The following is a 17,869-nucleotide window of genomic DNA, read 5'->3' on the forward strand; positions in this document are numbered from 1 at the left end:
GGGTCCGTGCGGCTTCTCCATCCTGCATCGGCCACCTGTAGACCAGTAGGTTTTGTTATCTTTCCGTTATATAAAGTGGGTGGCGATGTCGTACGGTGACGCCATGAGCGCGAGGGTCAGGAGCGAGGAACGGCGGGCCGAGATCGTGCGGGCCGCCCTGGAGGTGATCGCCGAGCGCGGTTACCGGGGCGCGAGCCTGGCCGCGGTGGCGGAGCGGGTGGGCCTGACCCAGCAGGGGCTGCTGCACTACTTCCCGACCAAGAACGCCCTGCTGGTCGCCGTGCTCGAGGAGCGGGACCAGTGGGACGCCGTCCCGGACACCACCTGGCGGGCCGACCTGCTGGCCTCGCTCGTCGAGTACAACGCGATGCGGCCCGGCATCGTCCAGACCTTCTCGGCGCTGCTCGGCGAGAGCGTCACGGAGGGGCATCCGGCGCGCGCCTACTTCACCGAGCGCTACAGGCGGGTACGCGAGTCCATGGCGTGCATTCTGCGCACCGAGTACGGCGACCGCCTGCCGAACGGCCTCACCCCCGAACGCACCGCTCCCCTGCTGGTCGCGGTGATGGACGGTCTGCAGTACCAGTGGCTGCTGGACCCGGAGTCGGTGGACATGCCGGGTGCGTTCCGGGACTTCCTCACGTTGCTGGGCGAGGAGTGACCGCGGCCACGACCTCGATCTCGATCTGCGCCTCCGGCCGGAACAGCTTCGGCACCTCGAAGGTCATGCTGGTCGGCGGGGTGCCGGTGATCAACTCCCGGCGCACGGCGGCGTATTCGGCCAGCTGGGAGATGTCGGTCAGGTAGGTACGGATGTTGATGATGTCGGCCAGGGTCGCGCCGTGCGCGGCGAGCAGAGCCTCCAGGATCGCGAAGACACCCCGGCTCTGCTCCTCCAGCGTCTCCCCCTCGGCGATCTGACCCGAGACGAACAACAGCGCGCTGCCGTCGGCGTGTTCGACCCGGGCGACCTGCGAATAGGCGGGGCTGTGAGGCTGGGGCGCGGTGGCGGGGTTGTCGAGCGTGACCTTCACACGGTGCTCCCGGTGCGGATGCGGTCGGCGGCTGCGGAGATGTCGGCGTCGGGGACGTCGGCTTTGCGGTAGTGCTCCAGTACGGCTTCCAGGGTGGGGAGTTGTGCCTGAGCGGCGGCCAAGTCGAGGTCCTTCACAGCGAGTTCGGTACCGAAGTGCACGCCCTCGGCGAAGGCGCGGGCAGCCGCACCGCCGAGCGGTCCGGAAACGAGGGCTGTACGGGCGACGGCGTCCTCGACACCAAGCGCGTCCGCGAGCCGCAGGCACTCGGCGACCAGGGCGACCCCGCCGAGCACGGCCGAGTTCACGACGAGCTTGAGGGCGGCTCCGGTGCCGAGGGGGCCGGTACGGGTGACCTCGCCGAGCACTCCGAGTACGTCGGCGACACCTTCCACCGCGCCGCCCGCGAGAATCCGCAGCTCACCGGAGGCCGCCTTGTCAGTGCTGCCCACCACGGGCGCGTCGATGAGGGCCGCCGTGCCGCCGAGACGGGCGGCGAGGTCCCGTATCGCGTCGGGTCCCACGGTCGACATGTCGATCCAGTTGGTGCCGGGACGCAGCGCGGGTACGGCGGCCTCCGCGACCGCGGCGAGGGTGTCCGGACCGGCGAGCATCGTGATGACGACGTCCGCGTCCCGGACCGCCTCGGCCGGATCTCCGGCAGCCCACGCCCCGAGGGCACCCTGCTGGACGCGGCCCTGCGCCAGGGCTTCCGGCCGCGCGTGGCGCACGTGGTCGGCGAGTGGACCGCCAAGCAGGGTTACGTCGCCGCGGGCCTCGGCGTGACTCTGGTCCCGGCGCTGGCGGCGGCGTCCGTACGCCCGGACATCGCCCTGCTTCCGGTGCTCGACGAAGACGCGCCCGCGCGGGCGGTGTACGCGGCGACGGCGCGCGGGCGTTCGCTCACGCCGGCCGGGGAAGCGTTCCTGGTGGCGTTGCGGGAGGCGACGGAGGGGGTTCCGGCACCCTGAAGCGGGGAAGCGGGCTATCACCACGCTCCTCGACCGCAACGGAAGGACCGGATTCCCCTTGAATCTCATACGTGTTGGGATCTGCGCCCTGGGTCTCGTGCTGGCCACGACCCTGACGGCCCCCACGACCGCGACCGCCGCCACGGGACCCACGGTCGAGGAGCAGCGGCTCGACCGGGCGGTGCCCCTGGAGATCCTGCGCCGGTCCGGATTCGACACCGTGGCAACGGAGTTCGCGCGGGCGCTGGAGAAGGCCCGGTCCTACGCCGAGGCCCGCGCCGTCGTCGTACGCGAAGGAAGCGCGCTGTGGCGGCGGGCCGTCGAGCGGGCGCAGGGGCGCGGGCCCGCGGTCGGGGATCTGAGCCGGGACGACGACCGGCCGCTGTACTGGGCGCGGTTGGGGATGACGCGGGAAGTGCGGGCCTGGGAACCGGAGTTCGGGCTCTCGGACGAACAGCGGGCCGCGCTGATCGGGCAGTTGGAGCGGACCTCGCGGGGGCAGACCGCGATCCGCTATCCGCACGGCAAGGGGCTGAAGCGGATCCTGGTGACCGGGTTCGATCCGTTCACGCTGGACCGGGACATCCGGATCTCCAACCCCTCCGGGGCGACCGCGCTCGCGCTCGACGGCACGGTGATCGAGACCGCGGACGGCCCCGCCCGGATCGAGACCGTGGTGTTCCCGGTGCGCTGGCAGGACTTCACGGACCAGACCGTGGAGCGGACGCTACGGCCGTATCTCAAGGGCGTCGACCTGCTCACCACGGTCAGCCAGGGACGGGTCGGCCGGTTCGACATCGAGCGGACCAACGGGGCCTGGCGGGGCGGCTTCCCGGACAACGACACCATCGGCCGCACGGAGACCGTGCCGGTCAGCGATCCGGCCTCGCAGCCTCAGTGGACGACGACGACCTTGCCGTACGAGAAGATCGTGGCGGCCTCGACGGGCCGGTTCCCGGTCTACGACAACACCAGCGTGACCGAGATCCCGGCGGGCGGAACGGAGCCTGTGGTGCGGCCGGACGGGCCGACGGCGGGTTCGACCGCGCGGGCCGGGGGCGGAGGCAACTACCTGTCGAACGAGATCGCTTACCGCGCGACGCTGCTGAGGGACCGGCTGGGGCTGCACGACTCGCTGCCCGCCGGGCATGTGCACACGCCCGTGCTGCAGTTCGGGACTGGGAACACTTCCGAGGTGACCGATCCGGAGTTCGTGCGGAACCGGCTGGACATCATCGCGCAGGTGCGGGCGATCATCACGGTCGCGGTCACGCGCTGACGTCCTCGTTCTCCACCTCGCCGTTCTCCTCCAGCGTTTCCTCGCCGAGGAGTTCGCGGGCCATGAGGGTGGCTCCGGCCACCGCGCCGGGCATCAGGAAGACCGCGACGAACGGCACCAGGAAGGCCACGCCGAGGGGGGTGCCGAAGCCCCACACCAGGGTCTTGCGGGAGCGCAGGAGGCGGAGGCGGTCGCGGAGTTCGACGTTACGGCGCTGCATGGCGACCGCGGTGAGCTCCTCGGTGAGGAAGAAGCCGGTGACCATGAAACCGATCACCGGAACGACCGTCTGCCCGGCGACCGGGATGAGGCCCAGCGCGAAGAGCAGGACGCCCCACAGCGCGGCCCGTACGACGATCCGGAGGCTGTCGCGGCCCGAGATCCACAGCTCGCGCCAGAGCGGCAGCCCCGACTCGGGGGCGGTGCCGTCCGGGGAGACGTCCCGGTCGACCTTCTCGGAGAGGTTCTCGTAGAAGGGCTGGCCGATCAGCAGGGTGACGGCGGTGAAGGTGACGGCGGCGAGGAGGAGGGCGAGGACGAACAGCAGGGCGGTCAGGAAACCGCGGAACAGACCGAGCCAGGGGCTCGACCAGTCGTCGGCGAACGGCGTGAACCAGTCGACGAGGTCGTCGCCCCAGAGCACGAGGGAGACGAGCGCGCCCGCGTAGAGGACGAGCGTGATCAGTCCGGGGATCAGCCCGAACCCGTACTGCTTGCCGTGCCGGGCCACCCAACGCTGGCCCTTCAGGAGATAGCGGAAACCCACCCCAAGATCGCGCATGGCCGAACTCTATCGGTCGGGGCGGGGGGTAGGGTTCGCGGCCATGGACGCTGCGGAACTTGATCGTCGGGCCCGGACCCATGAGGGCTGGACACCGCCGTGGCTGGTGTCGTTGCTCGTCGAGCATGGACATCTGGACGTGGTCCGGGAGCGGGCCGGGTTCGACTGGTACTGCGCGCGGGCGCTGGCTGGGGAGGTGCCCCTGGAGGACGCCCTGGTACTGCTGAGGCCGTATGCGGACAGCGGCTGGTGGGCCGCGGCGGACGCGGTGTCCGAACTCCTGGAGGCATGCGGGCGTACGGATGAGGCCGTGGCGCTCGTACGACCGCACGCGGAGGGCGGTGAGCGGCTCGCGGTGCGGCGGCTGGCGGAGCTGCTGGCCCGGCAGGGACGGACCGGTGAGGTGATCGCGCTGCTGGGCCCGGGCATCGAGGACTGGTATCTCGCCGATGCGCTCGTCGAGCTGACCGAGGGGTGCGGGCGGGACGACGAGGTGCTGGCGCTCATGCCCGATCCCGGGCGCGAGTGCCGCGGGCGCTGCCACGACGACGCGGGCGACGCGGGCCGTCGGGCGAAGCTGCTGGAGCGGATGGGGCGGGTGGACGAGGCGGTGGAGCTGCTGCACGGGTTCGTGCTGCGCGACAACGTCCGATACGTCAATGTCGCTGAGCAACTCGCCGATCTGCTGGCCCGGCGCGGGCGGGAGGCGGAGCTGCGCGAGTTCGTCGCCGGGGACGGGACGGACCACGCAGCGTACCGGCTGGCCGAGTGGCTGTCCGAGCGGGGACTCGTCGACGAGGCCGCCGACGTACTGCGGCCGTTCGCCGACGGCGGCTCGCCCAACGCCCGGTGGAAGCTGGCCGACCTGCTGAAGCGGAACGGCCGCGTCGATGAGGCGATCGAGGCGCTGCGGCCCGAGCCGGGGACGGGCGCCGACGACTGGATCGTCCGGGAGCTGTGGACGCTGATGGCCGACCACGGGCGGGCCGACGAGGCGGTCGCGGTCCTCGACGAGATCATCGCCGGTTCCGGCGACGAGGAGGAGCTGCTCCTCCAGCGCATCTGGCTGCTGGACCACTGCGGCCGCACCGAGCAGGCGATCGCCGAGCTACGAGCCCTTCACGAGGCCGGAGCCGACTACCTCGCCCACCACCTGGCCCACCTGCTGACCGACGCCGGCCGCCTCGACGAAGCCCTCACGCTCCTGCGGCCGCATACCCGACATCCTCACAGTGCAGCAGAGTTGATGATCCGTCAGGGGCGAGTGAAGGAGGCCGTCACGCTGCTCGAGCAGTACGTGCCCGCACCGCTCGCCGACGACCCCTGGTCCACCGAGCCCCCCTTCTGATCACCCCGCCGCCACCGCCACGACCACCCCCCGCTCCGCCGTCGGAGACACCGCCGCCGATACCCGTACCGCCGCCGCGCGGGCCACTCGCCCCGCCCGGGCCGCGCTGGACAGGAGCAGAGGCTGGAGTTGTTCCAGGCCCGCCGCCAGTAGCTCCTCTCCCGCGATCAGTACCGGGCGGGCCGCCTTCGTGGTGGCCGCCGCTGCCTCCGTGAGGTCGGCCAGTGGGGGGAGGGCGGCGCGTACGACGTTGGCGCCGGCTGTTGCCGCTCGTTCGGCCAGGGCCACCTGGAGCGGGATCAGGGGGGCTACTGCTGCGGTCAACGCGTCTGTGATACGGCGTAGTTCTGGGGTGCTGTCGCGGAGGACCTCCGCCGCCTCTCGCAGTACCGGGGTCAGGGCCAGCAGGACGCCCGCGACCAGGCCCGCGCCTGCCGGGAGCAGGGGGGACATCGCCTCCACCAAGTCGCCCAGTGCCGTCGCGGACTCCTCCACCGCCGGTTCCACCGCGTCCAGTACCGGCAGCAGGCTGTCGCCCAGCGCGGCGAGCAGGGCCTGGGCCGGTTCGCTTACCGGGTGCACCGCGAGCGGGCCGCCGGTCGTGCCGAGGCGGGTGAGGGTGCCGACTATGCGGTAGAAGGCCTCCTGCGCTTGCGGAGAGGCGCTGGCCTCGGCGAGTTCGGCGGTGGTCTGGCGCAGGACGCGCAGCATCTCCTGGCCCGAACCGTCCCGGGGGTCAAAGGTGTTGAGTGCGATCCTCGTGATGTTCCCGGCCGTGTCCAGCAACTGGCCCGTGATGTCGGTGGTGTTGCGCGCCATGCGCAGTACGTCGTCCCTGCTGGGCAGCGGCGGGATCGTCGCCATGTGCTCTCCTCGGCTCGGGCACCGTCGCCCTCAGGATGCCCTCTCCCCCGTCGCCGAGTGGGCCATCCGGGGCATCGGCGACACCAACTCCCTCTTTTTGTAGTTGAGTCGAACAGGTACACCTCGCCGTACCGATCTCAGGAAGCCCCGGAGGAGGTACGCGTGCGCACCACAAGAACCGTCCCCGTCCTCGCCCTTGTGACCGCCGGATCCCTGTTCCTCACCCCGCACAGCGCCGTCGCCGACCGCTCCACGCCCACCCGTGAGTCCGCCGACCCCCACGACCGGGCCGCCCGCGCCCCCGAGAGCGCCGCGCTGCGGGCCCTCGCCGAGGAAGCCCCGGCCACCGATCAAGTCCGTGGCTATCCGCGCGAGCAGATCCTCTCCCCCGACCCCGAGAACCCCGCCGACAAGTCCCTGAGGCTGGGCCTCACCCCCTACCACGCCATCGCCCCCAAGCTGAACGCCCTGCAACGCCTCGGCGACCGCGTGAGCGTGGAGATCGCGGGCCGCTCCGCCGGCGGCCACCGGCTCTATCTCGTCACCGTGACCGCCCCGGAGACCGCCCGCCGGACTCGCGCCCAGGAGCGGATGCGGGCACTCATCGAGAACGCGCCCGCCACCGCCGCCAAGTCCCCTGATATCAAAGCCGGTTACAAGACCCCCGTCTTCCTCAACAACAACATCCACGGCAACGAGTGGGAGGGCACCGACGCCTCCCTGAAGCTGATCGAGCGGCTCGCCACAGCGAATGACGCGAGCACCAAGAGCCTTCTCGCCCACTCCCGCCTCTACTTCAACATCACCGCCAATCCCGACGGCCGGATCGCCGGTACCCACGCCAACGCCAACGGCTTCGACCTCAACCGCGACTTCGTCACCGCCTCCCAGCCCGAGGCGCGCGCGATGCGGCAGATCGTGGTCGAGAGGGGGCCCTCGTGATGTTCGACCAGTGCGGGTACGTCAACGGCACCGTGAATGTGCCCGCCAACGTACCCGCACCCTGTGAAGAGGAGTACGACCTCTTCGTCAACTGCCCACCGCTTGGGCACGGCAGGCTTGCGCTACGGTCATCGCTGGCTGCGATGCGGCGTACGCGTCCAGCCACCCTGCGGGTGGCAGAGGCAGTTGACTGTGCCCCGCACCTGACGCCCTCGACGTCCGCACATAACCGGGTCCACCGGCAGCGCCGGCGTTGTGCCTCCACGGACTCCTGCGCCGGGACTCCGAAGTTACCACCGCCGATCATCGCGAAGGGCCCGAATTGGCATATTGCCGACGCCCTCGACTTCGTACAGTCCAGGCTCACTTCCCTCATCACCGACCAGGTGTTCCGGCGCGGTGCGGCCAGCGCCGCACAGGTTCCCGTCTCCGAGGGGACCGTCCCCGGCGTTCCCGGCATCGGACCCGAGGACGTCTACACCACCACGTTCCCCCGCGCCTACGTCATCCCGGCCGACGGCGCCCAGCGCTCCCCCACCGCAGCCGTCCGGCTCGTCGACCATCTGATCGCCAACGATGTCCGCGTCAGCCGCGCCGCCCACTCCTTCCGGCTGGACGGACGGTGGTACGCCAAGGGCTCCTACGTCGTCGACATGCACCAGCCCAAGCGAGGACTCGTGAACGCGCTGCTGGCGGACGGGCAGGACATCAGTGACAAGGTGTCGGTGATGTACGACATCTCGGGCTGGAGTCTCGGCCGGCTGTGGGGCGCCACGGTCGAGTCGACGCAGGGCCTGTCCCACGTCACCCTGCGCCCGGTGCGCGCGGCCACACCCGTCGGGTACGTCGCCCCGCGCGGCGACCTGCGGCTGCACCTCGACGATCCGCGCGAGGTAGCCGCACTCAACTCCCTTCTCCAGCAGGGCGTCCGGGTACAGCAGGCGGCGGACGGCAGCGCCGTCGTGCCGGGCTCGGCGCGCCGGCAGGCGGCCGCGGCGGCACGGGCGTACGACGTCGCCTTCGACGCCACCCGCATCACCGGAGGCACCCCCCTGACCCGCGTCCGGGTGGCCGCCGCGGTCACGCCGGGTGAGCTGTTCGCGCTGCGGGAGATGAACTTCGAGGTCACGCCGATATCGACGGCCGTGCTCAACGCGGGGTTCGACTGGTCGACGGTGGATGTGCTGTTCGTGTCGGCGGGGCTGGATCACGACGACCTGAACGCCGCGGCCCGTACCGCCCTCGATGCCTTCCTCGACAACCACGGTCTCGTCGGGCGCGGCGCGGACGGAGCCGCCCTCAACGCCGCCGCCGGGCTGCTGCCGGTCAAGGCCGTCGAGGGCAACGGGAACGCCAACGGTGTGGTGCGCGTGGTGAATTCCGGCGGGAAGGTCACCGCGGGCGCACCGGACCACGGCTTCGTCTACGCGCCGGTCTGGTTCACCGACCTCGGACCCGGCGTGCGGGTGGAGCAGTCGTATGCGACCGGGAACCCGCTCGTGTCCGGCCACTGGCGGCCGCTGGCGGACGGAACCGGCGGTTCCGCCGCGGCAGCGGGGCGGCCCTCGGTGGTGAGCGGCCCGCATGCGGTGCTCTTCGGCGCCGAACCGCTGTTCCGGGCACACCCCAGGGGAGAATTCCCTCAGGTCGGACGGGCATTGTTCACCATGGCGACCATGTAGACCACGGCACACGCGAGCAGCGCTACGGCCGAGGAGGCAGAGGAGATCGGATGACGCAGCAGATCCACGGGACCGTCGCCGAGGGCTTCGAGGAGGTGCGCGAGGAGTTCGCGGCGTTCGTGGCGGCGGAACGGCCGGACTACGAGGGGCAGTTGTGCGCCTACGTCCATGGGCGGCGGGTCGTCGACCTGTGGGCGGGGCCGGACGACGTCTCGGCCGACTCGCTCTACGGCGTCTTCTCCTCCACCAAGGGCGCGGCGCACCTCGTCGTCGCGCTCCTCGTCCAGGACGGCACGCTCGAGCTGGACCGCAAGGTGACGTACTACTGGCCGGAGTTCGCCGCCGAGGGCAAGGGCGCGCTGACCCTGCGCGAACTGGTCACGCACCGGGCGGGCCTGATCGGACTGGACGCCGGGTTCACCCCGGAGGAGCTCGCGGACGACCGGCTGATCTCCGAACGGCTCGCGGACCAGCGGCCGTTCTGGCGGCCCGGCACGGCCTTCGGCTACCACGCGCTGGTCATCGGGGCGCTCGCCGGTGAGGTGGTACGGCGCGCGACCGGCCGTACGCTCCAGGAGGTGTACGAGGAGCGGGTGCGGGCCCCCTACGGGCTGGCCTTCCACCTGGGCCTGCCCGCCGCCGAGGAGCCCCGTTTCCGGACGGTGCAGCCGATGGTCCCGACGGCCGAGCAGCAGGCCGTGCTGGACGCCCAGCCGACCGGTCCGCACACGCTCTCCTCGATCGCGTTCAACACGCACGTGCCCGGCACGGGTGCGCTGGAGGACCACGCCAACTCCCGCACCGTACGGGCCAAGGGCCCGGCGTCGGCGGGCGGTGTGGCGTCCGCGCGCGGGCTCGCCGGGATGTACGCGGCGGCGATCAGCGAGGTGGACGGCCGGCCGCCGCTGCTGAAGCCGGACACCGTCGCCGAGGTCGGGCAGATCCACTCGGTCGGCTACGACCTGGTGGCCCGCGCCCACAAGGCGTACGGGCTGGGCTTCCAGGCGACGGCGGAGAACTGGTACCCGTTCCTGGGCGCCGGGGCCTTCGGGCACAGCGGCGCGGGCGGCTCGCAGGCCTTCGCCGACCCGCGCAGCGGGCTGGCGTACGGCTACACGCGGCGCCGGTGTGCCTTCCCGGGCGGGGCGGCGCCGGAGAACGTGGGGTTCGTGCGGGCGGTGCACAGCGCTGCTCTGTGAGTCGGCGACGCGAGTGGGCGAAGGCCGCACCCCACGTCCAAGGGTGCGGCCTTCGCCGTACGCAACGAGCGCCGTCGGACGAGCGTCACGGTGACGGCTGATCGTGTGATCAGAGCTTGACGATCATCTTGCCGGTGTTGTCGCCGCGCAGGACACCGAGGAAGGCCTCCAGGTTGTTCTCGATGCCCTCGACGACGGTCTCGCGGTACTTCAGGGCTCCCGAGGCGACCCAGGGGCCGACCTCCTGCACGAACTGCGGCTGGAGGTCGTAGTGGTCGCCGACCAGGAAGCCCTCGATGCGGCCGCGGGTCTGGATGAGGCGGGTGAGGTTGCGCGGGCCGGGGGCGGGCTCGGTGTTGTTGTAGACGGAGATCATGCCGCAGACGGCGATCCGGCCACCCTGGTTCAGGGACCCGATGGCGGCCTCCAGGTGATCGCCACCGACGTTGTCGAAGTAGACGTCGATACCGTCGGGCGCGGCGGCGCGGAGCTGCTCGCTCACCGGCCCGTTCTTGTAGTTGAAGGCGGCGTCGAAGCCGTACTCCTCCACGAGGAGCTTGACCTTCTCGTCGGACCCGGCGGACCCGATGACCTTGGACGCCCCCTTCAGCTTGGCGATCTGCCCGACCTGGCTGCCGACAGCTCCCGCCGCGCCGGAGACGAACACGACGTCGCCCTCCTTGAAGGCGGCGGTGCGCAGCAGACCGGCGTAGGCGGTCAGGCCGGTCATACCGAGCACCCCGAGGTACGTCGACAGCGGCGCGGCGTCCGGGTCCACCTTGACGGCGTTCTTGGCGTCCACGACGGCGTACTCGCGCCAGCCGAAGAAGTGCAGCACATGGTCGCCGACGGCGATGCCCTCGGCGTTCGAGGCGACGACCTCGCCGACCGCGCCGCCCTGCATGACCTTGCCGAGCTCGAAGGGGGCGACGTACGACTTGGCGGCACTCATACGGCCGCGCATGTACGGGTCCACGGAGAGGTACAGGTTCCTGACCAGCACCTGGCCCTCACCCGGCGTGGGCATGGGCGCCTCGACCAGGGCGAAGTCCTCGGGCTTGGGCCAGCCGACCGGGCGGCTGAGCAGGTGCCATTCGCGGTTGACGGCGGGGAGTGCGGGGGTGTCGGCCATGAGGGCGCCTTTCCTGCGGGCCGCGTAGGGGCGCGGCGGGCGGAGCAAATACTTCAGAACCTGAAACAACAATGCTCTGGAATATTTCAGGATGTCAAGTAACCGAGTACCCTGGTGAGCATGGCCGTACCACAGACCACCCGCCCCGATGAACTGACCATGGAGGTCGTCGACCTGATCGGCTCGGTCGTGGCCCTCTACCACGAGGAGTACGAGGAGGCCGCCGGCGAGCACGCGCTGACCGGCGCACAGGCCAAGCTGCTGAGCCTGCTGTCGCTCGAGCCGCTGCCGATGCGCAAGCTCGCCCACAAGCTGAAGTGCGAGCCCTCCAACGTCACGGGCATCGTGGACCGCCTGGAGGCCCGGGGCCTGGTGGAACGCCGCCCGGACCCGGCCGACCGCCGCGTGAAGCTGGCGGTGGCGACGGACGAGGGGCGGCGGGTGGCGCGGAGCCTGCGGGAGTCACTGCGGTTTGCTCGGGAGCCGCTGGCGGGGTTGAGCGAGGAGGAGCGGCTTACCTTGCGGGATCTGCTGCGGCGGATGCTGGGGGCGGGCTCCTACGAAGGCTGACCCAACCGGCCTGCCGCAGCCGACAGATCTGAGCGGCGGTATGGCCGCACGCGAGTGCCGCGTACCCGTCAGGCGTCGAAGCGGCGACGGGCAGCCTCGATGTGGCCGAGGTACTGGTGGGTCCAGCCGCACATTCCGTCGACCGTGGCGCGCAGGGCCTGGCCCGGCTCGGTGAGGGTGTACTCGACGCGCGGCGGCACGGTGGGGTGCACCTGCCGCTCGACCAGGCCGTAGCGCTCCAGCATGCGCAGGTTCTGGGTGAGCATCTTGTGGCTGATGCCCTCGACCTCGTTCCGCAACTCGCTGAAGCGCAGGGTGCGCTCACCGAGAGCCTCGATGATCAGGAACGCCCACTTGTTGGCGACGTCCGAGAAGATCTCCCGCGCCAGGGAGTCCGCGCGCCTGAGGTCCGCTTCCTCGGGTGAGCCCGTGAACTGCTTGGTCCCCATGAAGTTCCCCAGTCGCCGACAAAGTGCGTTCTTCCAGGCCGACGGCCAGCCTCCTACGGTTTCCGAGTAACCACAAGAGAGTGACCGGCTAGGTGCACCACCACAAGAACCGCTCGCACGTCTCCGTCGGCGACGGGTCCGGGTCCGGTACCGAGGTCGTCGGCTGTGAGGGCGGAGTCGGGGTCGGGTCCGGGTCGGCGGGTGGGGGCGCGGGGTTGGGGTTCGACGGGTCGGGGGCCGGGTCCGTCGGGGACGACTGGTCGTTCTCCGTCGGGGTCGCGGACTCCTTGTCGTCCTTCTCGTCCTTGTCCTTGTCGGACTTCGACGGGGAAGGGGACTTCGAGGCGTCCGCGGAGGCCGTGCCCGTGCCCGGGGTGGCGCCCGTGGAGCCGTCGGTCAGGGGGTCCGGTGACTCGTCGGACCCGTCCGATGCACCGCCGTCCGGCGAGGCATCCCCGGCCGCTGCCGGCTTCGGGGACGACCCGGGGGCGTCCAGGCCGAGTTCGGCGAGGCTCAGGGCGCCGGCGGCCAGGACGAAGCCCGCCGCGATGAGCAGGGTGCGGCGGCGGCGTCGGCGGTGGGCCGCGGCCTTGCGGTCGCGTCGGCTCACGCCCGGCTGACGGCGTCGCCCGGAGCCGCGTCCGGGGCGGTCGTCGTCGGCATCGTCGACGTCGTCGTCCTCGTCGTACGGCTCGTCGGGCTCCGCCGGCCGTACCACCGTGACGACGTCCGTCCGCACGTCCGTCCGTACGACGGTGTGCACGACCGTCTCCTCCGCGTACGCGCGAAGCTGTTCCGCTGGCGTGCCGCACCCCGGACAGGCGAGGGCGCCATTCAGGTGCCGTCGGCACGGGTGGCAGTAGTCCATGACGCGGGAAGATTAAGTTCCGCATCGGTAACGTTCATAGGCTCCGCTGTGAATGTTCTGTGGTGAACGATCCCTTCCGGCGTGGCGAGTTGAGGGCAACCTGCCCGCATCACCCCGAAACGACTTTCGAAAGTGCCGAAACTGTTATGCGTTCGACCCATTGACACCCCGACCACCCCGTCCTTACTGTCACGCCAACATTTCGAACGTGTGACGAAATATCGAACAGAGCCGACGTTCACGAGGGGCAACTGCCGTGCGCATCACCGGAATCAGCACACACGTGGTCGGGACGCCGTGGCGCAACCTGACGTACGTACAGGTGCACACCGACGAGGGCATCACCGGAGTCGGCGAGACCCGGATGCTGGGCCACACCGACGCGTTGATCGGCTATCTGCGGGAGGCCGAGGCCAACCACATTCTCGGTTCCGACCCGTTCGCTGTCGAGGACCTCGTCCGCAGGATGAAGTACGGCGACTACGGGCGGGCCGGCGAGATCGTCATGTCCGGTATCGCCGTCATCGAGATGGCCTGCTGGGACATCAAGGGCAAGGCCCTCGGGGTGCCCGTCTGGCAGCTCCTGGGCGGCAAGGTCACCGACAAGGTCAAGGCGTACGCCAACGGCTGGTACACCACCGAGCGGACCCCGGAGGCGTACCACAAGGCCGCCCAGGGCGTCATGGAGCGCGGGTACAAGGCGCTCAAGATCGACCCCTTCGGCACCGGGCACTTCGAGCTCGACCACGAGCAGACCCGGTACGCCGTGTCGCTGATCGAGGCCGTCCGGGACGCCATCGGCCCCGAGGCCGAGCTGATGCTCGAGATGCACGGCCGCTTCTCCCCCGCCACCGCCGTCCGGCTGGCCAAGGAGCTCGCCCCCTTCAAGCCGGCCTGGCTGGAGGAGCCCTGCCCGCCGGAGAACCTGAAGGCGCTGGAGAAGGTCGCCGCCAAGGTGGACATCCCGGTCGCGACCGGTGAGCGCATCCACGACCGCATCGAGTTCCGCGAGCTCTTCGAGAGCCAGGCCGTCGACATCATCCAGCCCGACGTCGGTCACATCGGCGGCATCTGGGAGACGCGGAAGCTGGCCGCCACCGCCGAGACCCACTACATGCTCGTCGCCCCGCACAACGTCGGCGGGTCCGTCCTCACCGCCGCGTCCCTCCAGGTCGGCTTCACCACCCCGAACTTCAAGATCCTGGAGCACTTCAACGATTTCGCCGACGCGGAGATCAAGAAGGTCGTCAAGGGCGCGCCCCAGGTGATCGACGGGTACTTCCACCTCTCCGACGCCCCCGGCCTCGGTGTGGAGCTCGACGTCGACGCCGCCGCCGAGTTCCCGCAGCAGCAGGCCCGGTTCGACCTGTGGGCCGAGGGCTGGGAGCAGCGCAAGCCGAAGGAATCCAAGTGACCGCCACCGCCGTCGTCGTCGAGGCGCCCGGCGAGCACCGGCTCGTCGAGCACACGCCCCGCCCGCCCGAGCCCGGCGAAGCCCTCGTCCGCGTCCACGCCGTCGGCATCTGCGGCAGCGACCGCGAGGTCTACCAGGGCAACCGGCCCGAGGGATACGTCCGTTACCCGCTCACCCCCGGCCACGAGTGGTCGGGGACGGTGCAGCAGGTCGGCGCCGGAGTCCCCGCCTCGCTCGTCGGCCGCAAGGTCGTCGGCGAGGGCTTCCGCAACTGCCAGGTGTGCGACCGCTGCCACGCCGGTGAGACCACGCTGTGCACGGACGGCTACGAGGAGACCGGGTTCACCCAGCCGGGGGCGATGGCCACCACCCTCACGCTCCCGGCGCGCCTGCTGCACGTCCTGCCGGACGACGCCGACCTGACGGCGGCGGCGCTGCTGGAGCCGGCCGCCTGTATCGCGGCGGCGGCCCTGAAGGCCAATGCCCTGCCGGGCGAGAAGGTGGCCGTGGTCGGTACCGGCACGCTCGGGATGTTCGCGGTGCAGTTCCTGCGCGCCGCCTCCCCGGCCGAGCTGCTGGTCGTCGGCACCCGTCCGGACCGTGCGGCCCTGTCCAGGGAGTTCGGCGCGACCGAGTTCCGTACCAAGGACGAGGAACTCCCCGGCGACTTCGACGTGGTGATCGAGACGGCCGGCTCCGCCGACGCCGCCCGCACCGCGGCCGCCCTGCTGCGGCGCGGCGGACGGCTGGTCCTGACGGGGATCCCGGCGCCGGGCGCCGACGGCCTGGACCCGACGGATCTGGTCGTACGGCAGCTGGAGGTGCACACCGTCTTCGGTGCGCCGCCGGACGCCTGGGCGCACACGGTGCGGGTGTTCGGCGCCGGACTGCTCGACCCGGTGCCGCTGGTCACCCACGAGCTGCCGCTCACCGAGTTCCCGCAGGCCATCGAGCTGGTGGGAGCCGGCGATCCGAAGGTCGGCAAGGTGCTGCTCCGCCCCTAGTCGTACGCCGGTACGGCGGCGACCTGACGGCCGCCGTACCGGCGTACCTCAGAGCTTCCCCTACCCAGAGCCCCGGACCACGTCCGATATTTCGAACACGAAGGACAGCTTGTGACCGACGCTTCCGCCACGGCAGCCCGCAGGCCCGGTGAGCAGGCACTCACCGCGCTCGGCCTGGGCGCGCCCGCCCTCGACCCCGCCGACGCATCGCCGCACAGCTTTCCGGGCGGTGGCCGCTGGCGCACCGAGATCCCCTCGTGCGAGGGTCCCGAGGCGCTGGCGGTCGTACTCAAGGAGTCCTCACGGCTCGACGTACCGATCCACCGGATCAGCCAGGGCAGCGGCGTGTGGATGCTGACCGACGCCGAGATCACCGAGATGGTCGAGGCCACCGGCGAACGTGACATCGAGCTCTGCCTGTTCACCGGCCCGCGCGGCACCTGGGACATCGGCGGCTCGACCCGCACCGACTCCCGCGGCGGCGGCCTCAGGGCCCGCGGGCACGACGCCGTCGCCGGGTGCGTCGAGGACGCCGTACGGGCCACGGAGCTGGGCGTGAAGTGCCTCCTCGTCGCCGACGAGGGCGTGCTGTGGACGCTGCACCGGGCGCGCACGGCCGGGATCATCCCGGCGGACACCACACTGAAGCTGTCGGCGCTGGTCGGACCGGTCAACCCGGCCTCGTTCTCCGTGTACGAGCGGCTCGGCGCCGACTCCATCAACGTGCCCAGCGATCTGACGCTGGATCACCTCACCGAGATCCGCCGGGTGTCCGGCGCCCCCATGGACATGTACATCGAGGCCCCCGACGATCTCGGCGGCTATGTACGGATGTACGAGGTCGCCGAGCTGATCCGGCGCGGCGCGCCGCTGTACCTGAAGTTCGGCCTGTCCAAGGCACCCGCGATCTACCCGTACGGCCACCACCTGCGGGACGTCACCCTGGCCACCGCCAGGGAGCGGGTGCGGCGTGGCCGGCTGGCCCTGGACCTGCTCGCCCGGCACGGGGCCGACGGGGACATGGCCCCGCTGGGCTCGCGGCTGCCCGGCGAGCTCAAGCGGTTCGAAACATATTCATAAAGGTTTCGACGCGCCCTCTTCACAGAAGACGACGCAGCCAAACAGAATCCCACACACCGTTCACCGGTTTTCACGAACCATCCCAGCGTTGCCGCACACCCCATTCCCAGCCGGGCTGAGACATCAAGGAAGATGACCATGCGCAATCGCCGAGCCGCACTTTCCGCCATAGCCGCAGCGGCCTCCCTCGCCCTCACTCTGACCGCCTGCGGCCAGAGCAGCGAGGGCGGCAGCGAGGAGGACAAGGGCAGCGCCGAGGGCGCCACCATCGGCATCGCGATGCCGACCAAGTCCTCCGAGCGCTGGATCGCCGACGGCAACAACGTCAAGAAGGACCTGGAGTCCAAGGGCTACAAGACCCAGCTGGTCTACGGCGAGGACGACCCCGACCAGCAGGTCTCGCAGATCGAGAACCTGATCACGCAGGGCGTGCGCGCCCTGATCGTCGCGGCCATCGACAACAAGTCGATGAACAACGTCCTCCAGCAGGCCAAGGACGCCGACATCCCGGTGATCTCCTACGACCGACTCATCCTCGGCACGGAGAACGTCGACTACTACGCCTCCTTCGACAACGAGAAGGTCGGCGAGCTCCAGGGCAACTACATCGTCGAGAAGCTCGGTCTGAAGGACGGCTCCGAAAAGGGCCCGTTCAACATCGAGCTGTTCGCCGGCTCCAACGACGACAACAACACCCGCTACTTCTTCCAGGGCGCGATGAACGTCCTGCAGCCCTACATCGACAAGAAGCAGCTGGTCGTCCGGTCCAAGCAGACCGAGCTGAACCAGGTCACCACCCTGCGCTGGGACGGCGGCACCGCCCAGAAGCGCATGGACGACATCCTGACCTCGGCCTACAAGACCGAGCGGGTCGACGCGGTGCTCTCGCCGTACGACGGCATCTCCATCGGCATCCTCTCGGCGCTGAAGTCGGACGACTACGGCTCCAAGAGCAAGCCGCTGCCGATCGTCACCGGTCAGGACGCCGAGGTCGCCTCGGTGAAGTCGATCATCGCCGACCAGCAGTCGATGACCGTCTACAAGGACACCCGCGAACTCGCCAAGGTGGCCTCGAACATGGTCGACGCGGTGCTCAACGACAAGAAGCCCGAGGTCAACGATACCAAGACGTACGACAACGGCTCCAAGGTCGTCCCGGCCTACCTGCTGGAGCCGGTGGCGGTCGACAAGGCCAACTACCAGGAGACCGTCGTCGACTCCGGCTACATCAAGGAAAGCGACCTCAAGTAAC

The 17,869-nt window shown here is 70.4% G+C and carries 16 protein-coding genes and 2 pseudogenes; 11 read left to right on the forward strand and 7 right to left on the reverse strand.

Going from position 1 to position 17,869, the window contains the following annotated elements; all coding sequences use genetic code 11:
* Positions 1-85: 85 nt before the first annotated feature.
* Positions 86-661: a TetR/AcrR family transcriptional regulator gene (locus ACFV7R_RS13370; RefSeq protein ID WP_385263199.1), complete on the forward strand. Its 576-nt coding sequence runs from the start codon at positions 86-88 to the stop codon at positions 659-661.
* Here ACFV7R_RS13370 and ACFV7R_RS13375 read toward each other — a convergent pair.
* Together ACFV7R_RS13375 and ACFV7R_RS13380 are read right to left on the reverse strand one after the other, a co-directional pair.
* Positions 639-1,034 carry a RidA family protein gene (locus ACFV7R_RS13375; protein WP_385263201.1) on the reverse strand — a complete coding sequence of 132 codons (396 nt, stop codon included), beginning with the start codon at positions 1,032-1,034 and terminating at the stop codon, positions 639-641. The genes ACFV7R_RS13370 and ACFV7R_RS13375 overlap by 23 nt on opposite strands.
* Complete coding sequence (locus tag ACFV7R_RS13380; protein WP_385263203.1) at positions 1,031-1,765, reverse strand: NAD(P)-dependent oxidoreductase; 735 nt, start codon at positions 1,763-1,765, stop codon at positions 1,031-1,033. The genes ACFV7R_RS13375 and ACFV7R_RS13380 overlap by 4 nt, the downstream gene beginning before the upstream one ends.
* Between ACFV7R_RS13380 and ACFV7R_RS13385 the strand changes: the two are divergent.
* A pseudogene (locus ACFV7R_RS13385) lies at positions 1,688-2,005 on the forward strand (LysR substrate-binding domain-containing protein); the annotation flags it as partial. The gene ACFV7R_RS13380 and the pseudogene ACFV7R_RS13385 sit on opposite strands and share 78 nt — an antisense overlap.
* A 58-nt stretch (positions 2,006-2,063) precedes the next feature.
* The gene (locus ACFV7R_RS13390; protein ID WP_385263204.1) at positions 2,064-3,284 is read left to right on the forward strand and encodes a pyroglutamyl peptidase; all 1,221 of its coding nucleotides are present in this window, start codon (positions 2,064-2,066) and stop codon (positions 3,282-3,284) included.
* Here ACFV7R_RS13390 and ACFV7R_RS13395 read toward each other — a convergent pair.
* On the reverse strand, positions 3,274-4,065 hold the full coding sequence (locus tag ACFV7R_RS13395; protein WP_385263206.1) for an EI24 domain-containing protein: 792 nt from the start codon (positions 4,063-4,065) through the stop codon (positions 3,274-3,276). The genes ACFV7R_RS13390 and ACFV7R_RS13395 overlap by 11 nt on opposite strands.
* Before the next feature lie 43 nt (positions 4,066-4,108).
* On the opposite strand from ACFV7R_RS13395, the gene ACFV7R_RS13400 reads away from it, so the two are divergent.
* A complete protein-coding gene (locus tag ACFV7R_RS13400) occupies positions 4,109-5,413 on the forward strand; it encodes a tetratricopeptide repeat protein (protein WP_385263208.1) in 1,305 nt (434 codons plus the stop codon).
* On the opposite strand, the gene ACFV7R_RS13405 is transcribed toward ACFV7R_RS13400, so the two are convergent.
* A complete protein-coding gene (locus ACFV7R_RS13405; protein ID WP_385263209.1) occupies positions 5,414-6,277 on the reverse strand; it encodes a hypothetical protein in 864 nt (287 codons plus the stop codon).
* 162 nt (positions 6,278-6,439) lie between these two features.
* Between ACFV7R_RS13405 and ACFV7R_RS13410 the strand changes: the two are divergent.
* Positions 6,440-8,901: pseudogene (locus tag ACFV7R_RS13410) on the forward strand (M14 family zinc carboxypeptidase).
* 50 nt (positions 8,902-8,951) lie between these two features.
* Entirely contained in the window at positions 8,952-10,100 is a 1,149-nt protein-coding gene (locus tag ACFV7R_RS13415; protein WP_385263211.1) for a serine hydrolase domain-containing protein, read from the forward strand.
* Positions 10,101-10,209: 109 nt separating this feature from the next.
* On the opposite strand, the gene ACFV7R_RS13420 is transcribed toward ACFV7R_RS13415, so the two are convergent.
* On the reverse strand, positions 10,210-11,232 hold the full coding sequence (locus ACFV7R_RS13420) for an NADP-dependent oxidoreductase (RefSeq protein ID WP_385263213.1): 1,023 nt from the start codon (positions 11,230-11,232) through the stop codon (positions 10,210-10,212).
* A 120-nt stretch (positions 11,233-11,352) separates the two neighbouring features.
* Between ACFV7R_RS13420 and ACFV7R_RS13425 the strand changes: the two genes are divergently transcribed.
* Positions 11,353-11,802 carry a MarR family winged helix-turn-helix transcriptional regulator gene (locus tag ACFV7R_RS13425; protein WP_385263215.1) on the forward strand — a complete coding sequence of 150 codons (450 nt, stop codon included), beginning with the start codon at positions 11,353-11,355 and terminating at the stop codon, positions 11,800-11,802.
* 68 nt (positions 11,803-11,870) lie between these two features.
* Here the strand turns inward: ACFV7R_RS13425 and ACFV7R_RS13430 are convergent, their stop codons facing one another.
* Together ACFV7R_RS13430 and ACFV7R_RS13435 are read right to left on the reverse strand one after the other, a co-directional pair.
* Positions 11,871-12,251 carry a winged helix-turn-helix transcriptional regulator gene (locus ACFV7R_RS13430; protein WP_385263216.1) on the reverse strand — a complete coding sequence of 127 codons (381 nt, stop codon included), beginning with the start codon at positions 12,249-12,251 and terminating at the stop codon, positions 11,871-11,873.
* 88 nt (positions 12,252-12,339) lie between these two features.
* Positions 12,340-13,119 (reverse strand): hypothetical protein, encoded by a 780-nt coding sequence (locus ACFV7R_RS13435; RefSeq protein ID WP_385263218.1) that lies wholly within the window; start codon positions 13,117-13,119, stop codon positions 12,340-12,342.
* 256 nt (positions 13,120-13,375) lie between these two features.
* Here ACFV7R_RS13435 and ACFV7R_RS13440 point away from each other — a divergent pair, with 256 nt between their 5' ends.
* From ACFV7R_RS13440 to chvE, 4 genes are all read left to right on the forward strand, one after another.
* The gene (locus tag ACFV7R_RS13440; RefSeq protein WP_385263220.1) at positions 13,376-14,533 is read left to right on the forward strand and encodes a mandelate racemase/muconate lactonizing enzyme family protein; all 1,158 of its coding nucleotides are present in this window, start codon (positions 13,376-13,378) and stop codon (positions 14,531-14,533) included.
* On the forward strand, positions 14,524-15,537 hold the full coding sequence (locus ACFV7R_RS13445) for a zinc-binding dehydrogenase (protein ID WP_385263370.1): 1,014 nt from the start codon (positions 14,524-14,526) through the stop codon (positions 15,535-15,537). The genes ACFV7R_RS13440 and ACFV7R_RS13445 overlap by 10 nt, the downstream gene beginning before the upstream one ends.
* A 111-nt stretch (positions 15,538-15,648) precedes the next feature.
* A complete protein-coding gene (locus ACFV7R_RS13450; protein ID WP_385263221.1) occupies positions 15,649-16,617 on the forward strand; it encodes a hypothetical protein in 969 nt (322 codons plus the stop codon).
* 138 nt (positions 16,618-16,755) lie between these two features.
* Complete coding sequence (gene chvE / locus ACFV7R_RS13455) at positions 16,756-17,868, forward strand: multiple monosaccharide ABC transporter substrate-binding protein (RefSeq protein ID WP_385263223.1); 1,113 nt, start codon at positions 16,756-16,758, stop codon at positions 17,866-17,868.
* Position 17,869 lies beyond the last annotated feature (1 nt).

The organism is Streptomyces sp. NPDC059866 (assembly GCF_042731325.1).
Taxonomy (GTDB): domain Bacteria; phylum Actinomycetota; class Actinomycetes; order Streptomycetales; family Streptomycetaceae; genus Streptomyces; species Streptomyces flavusporus.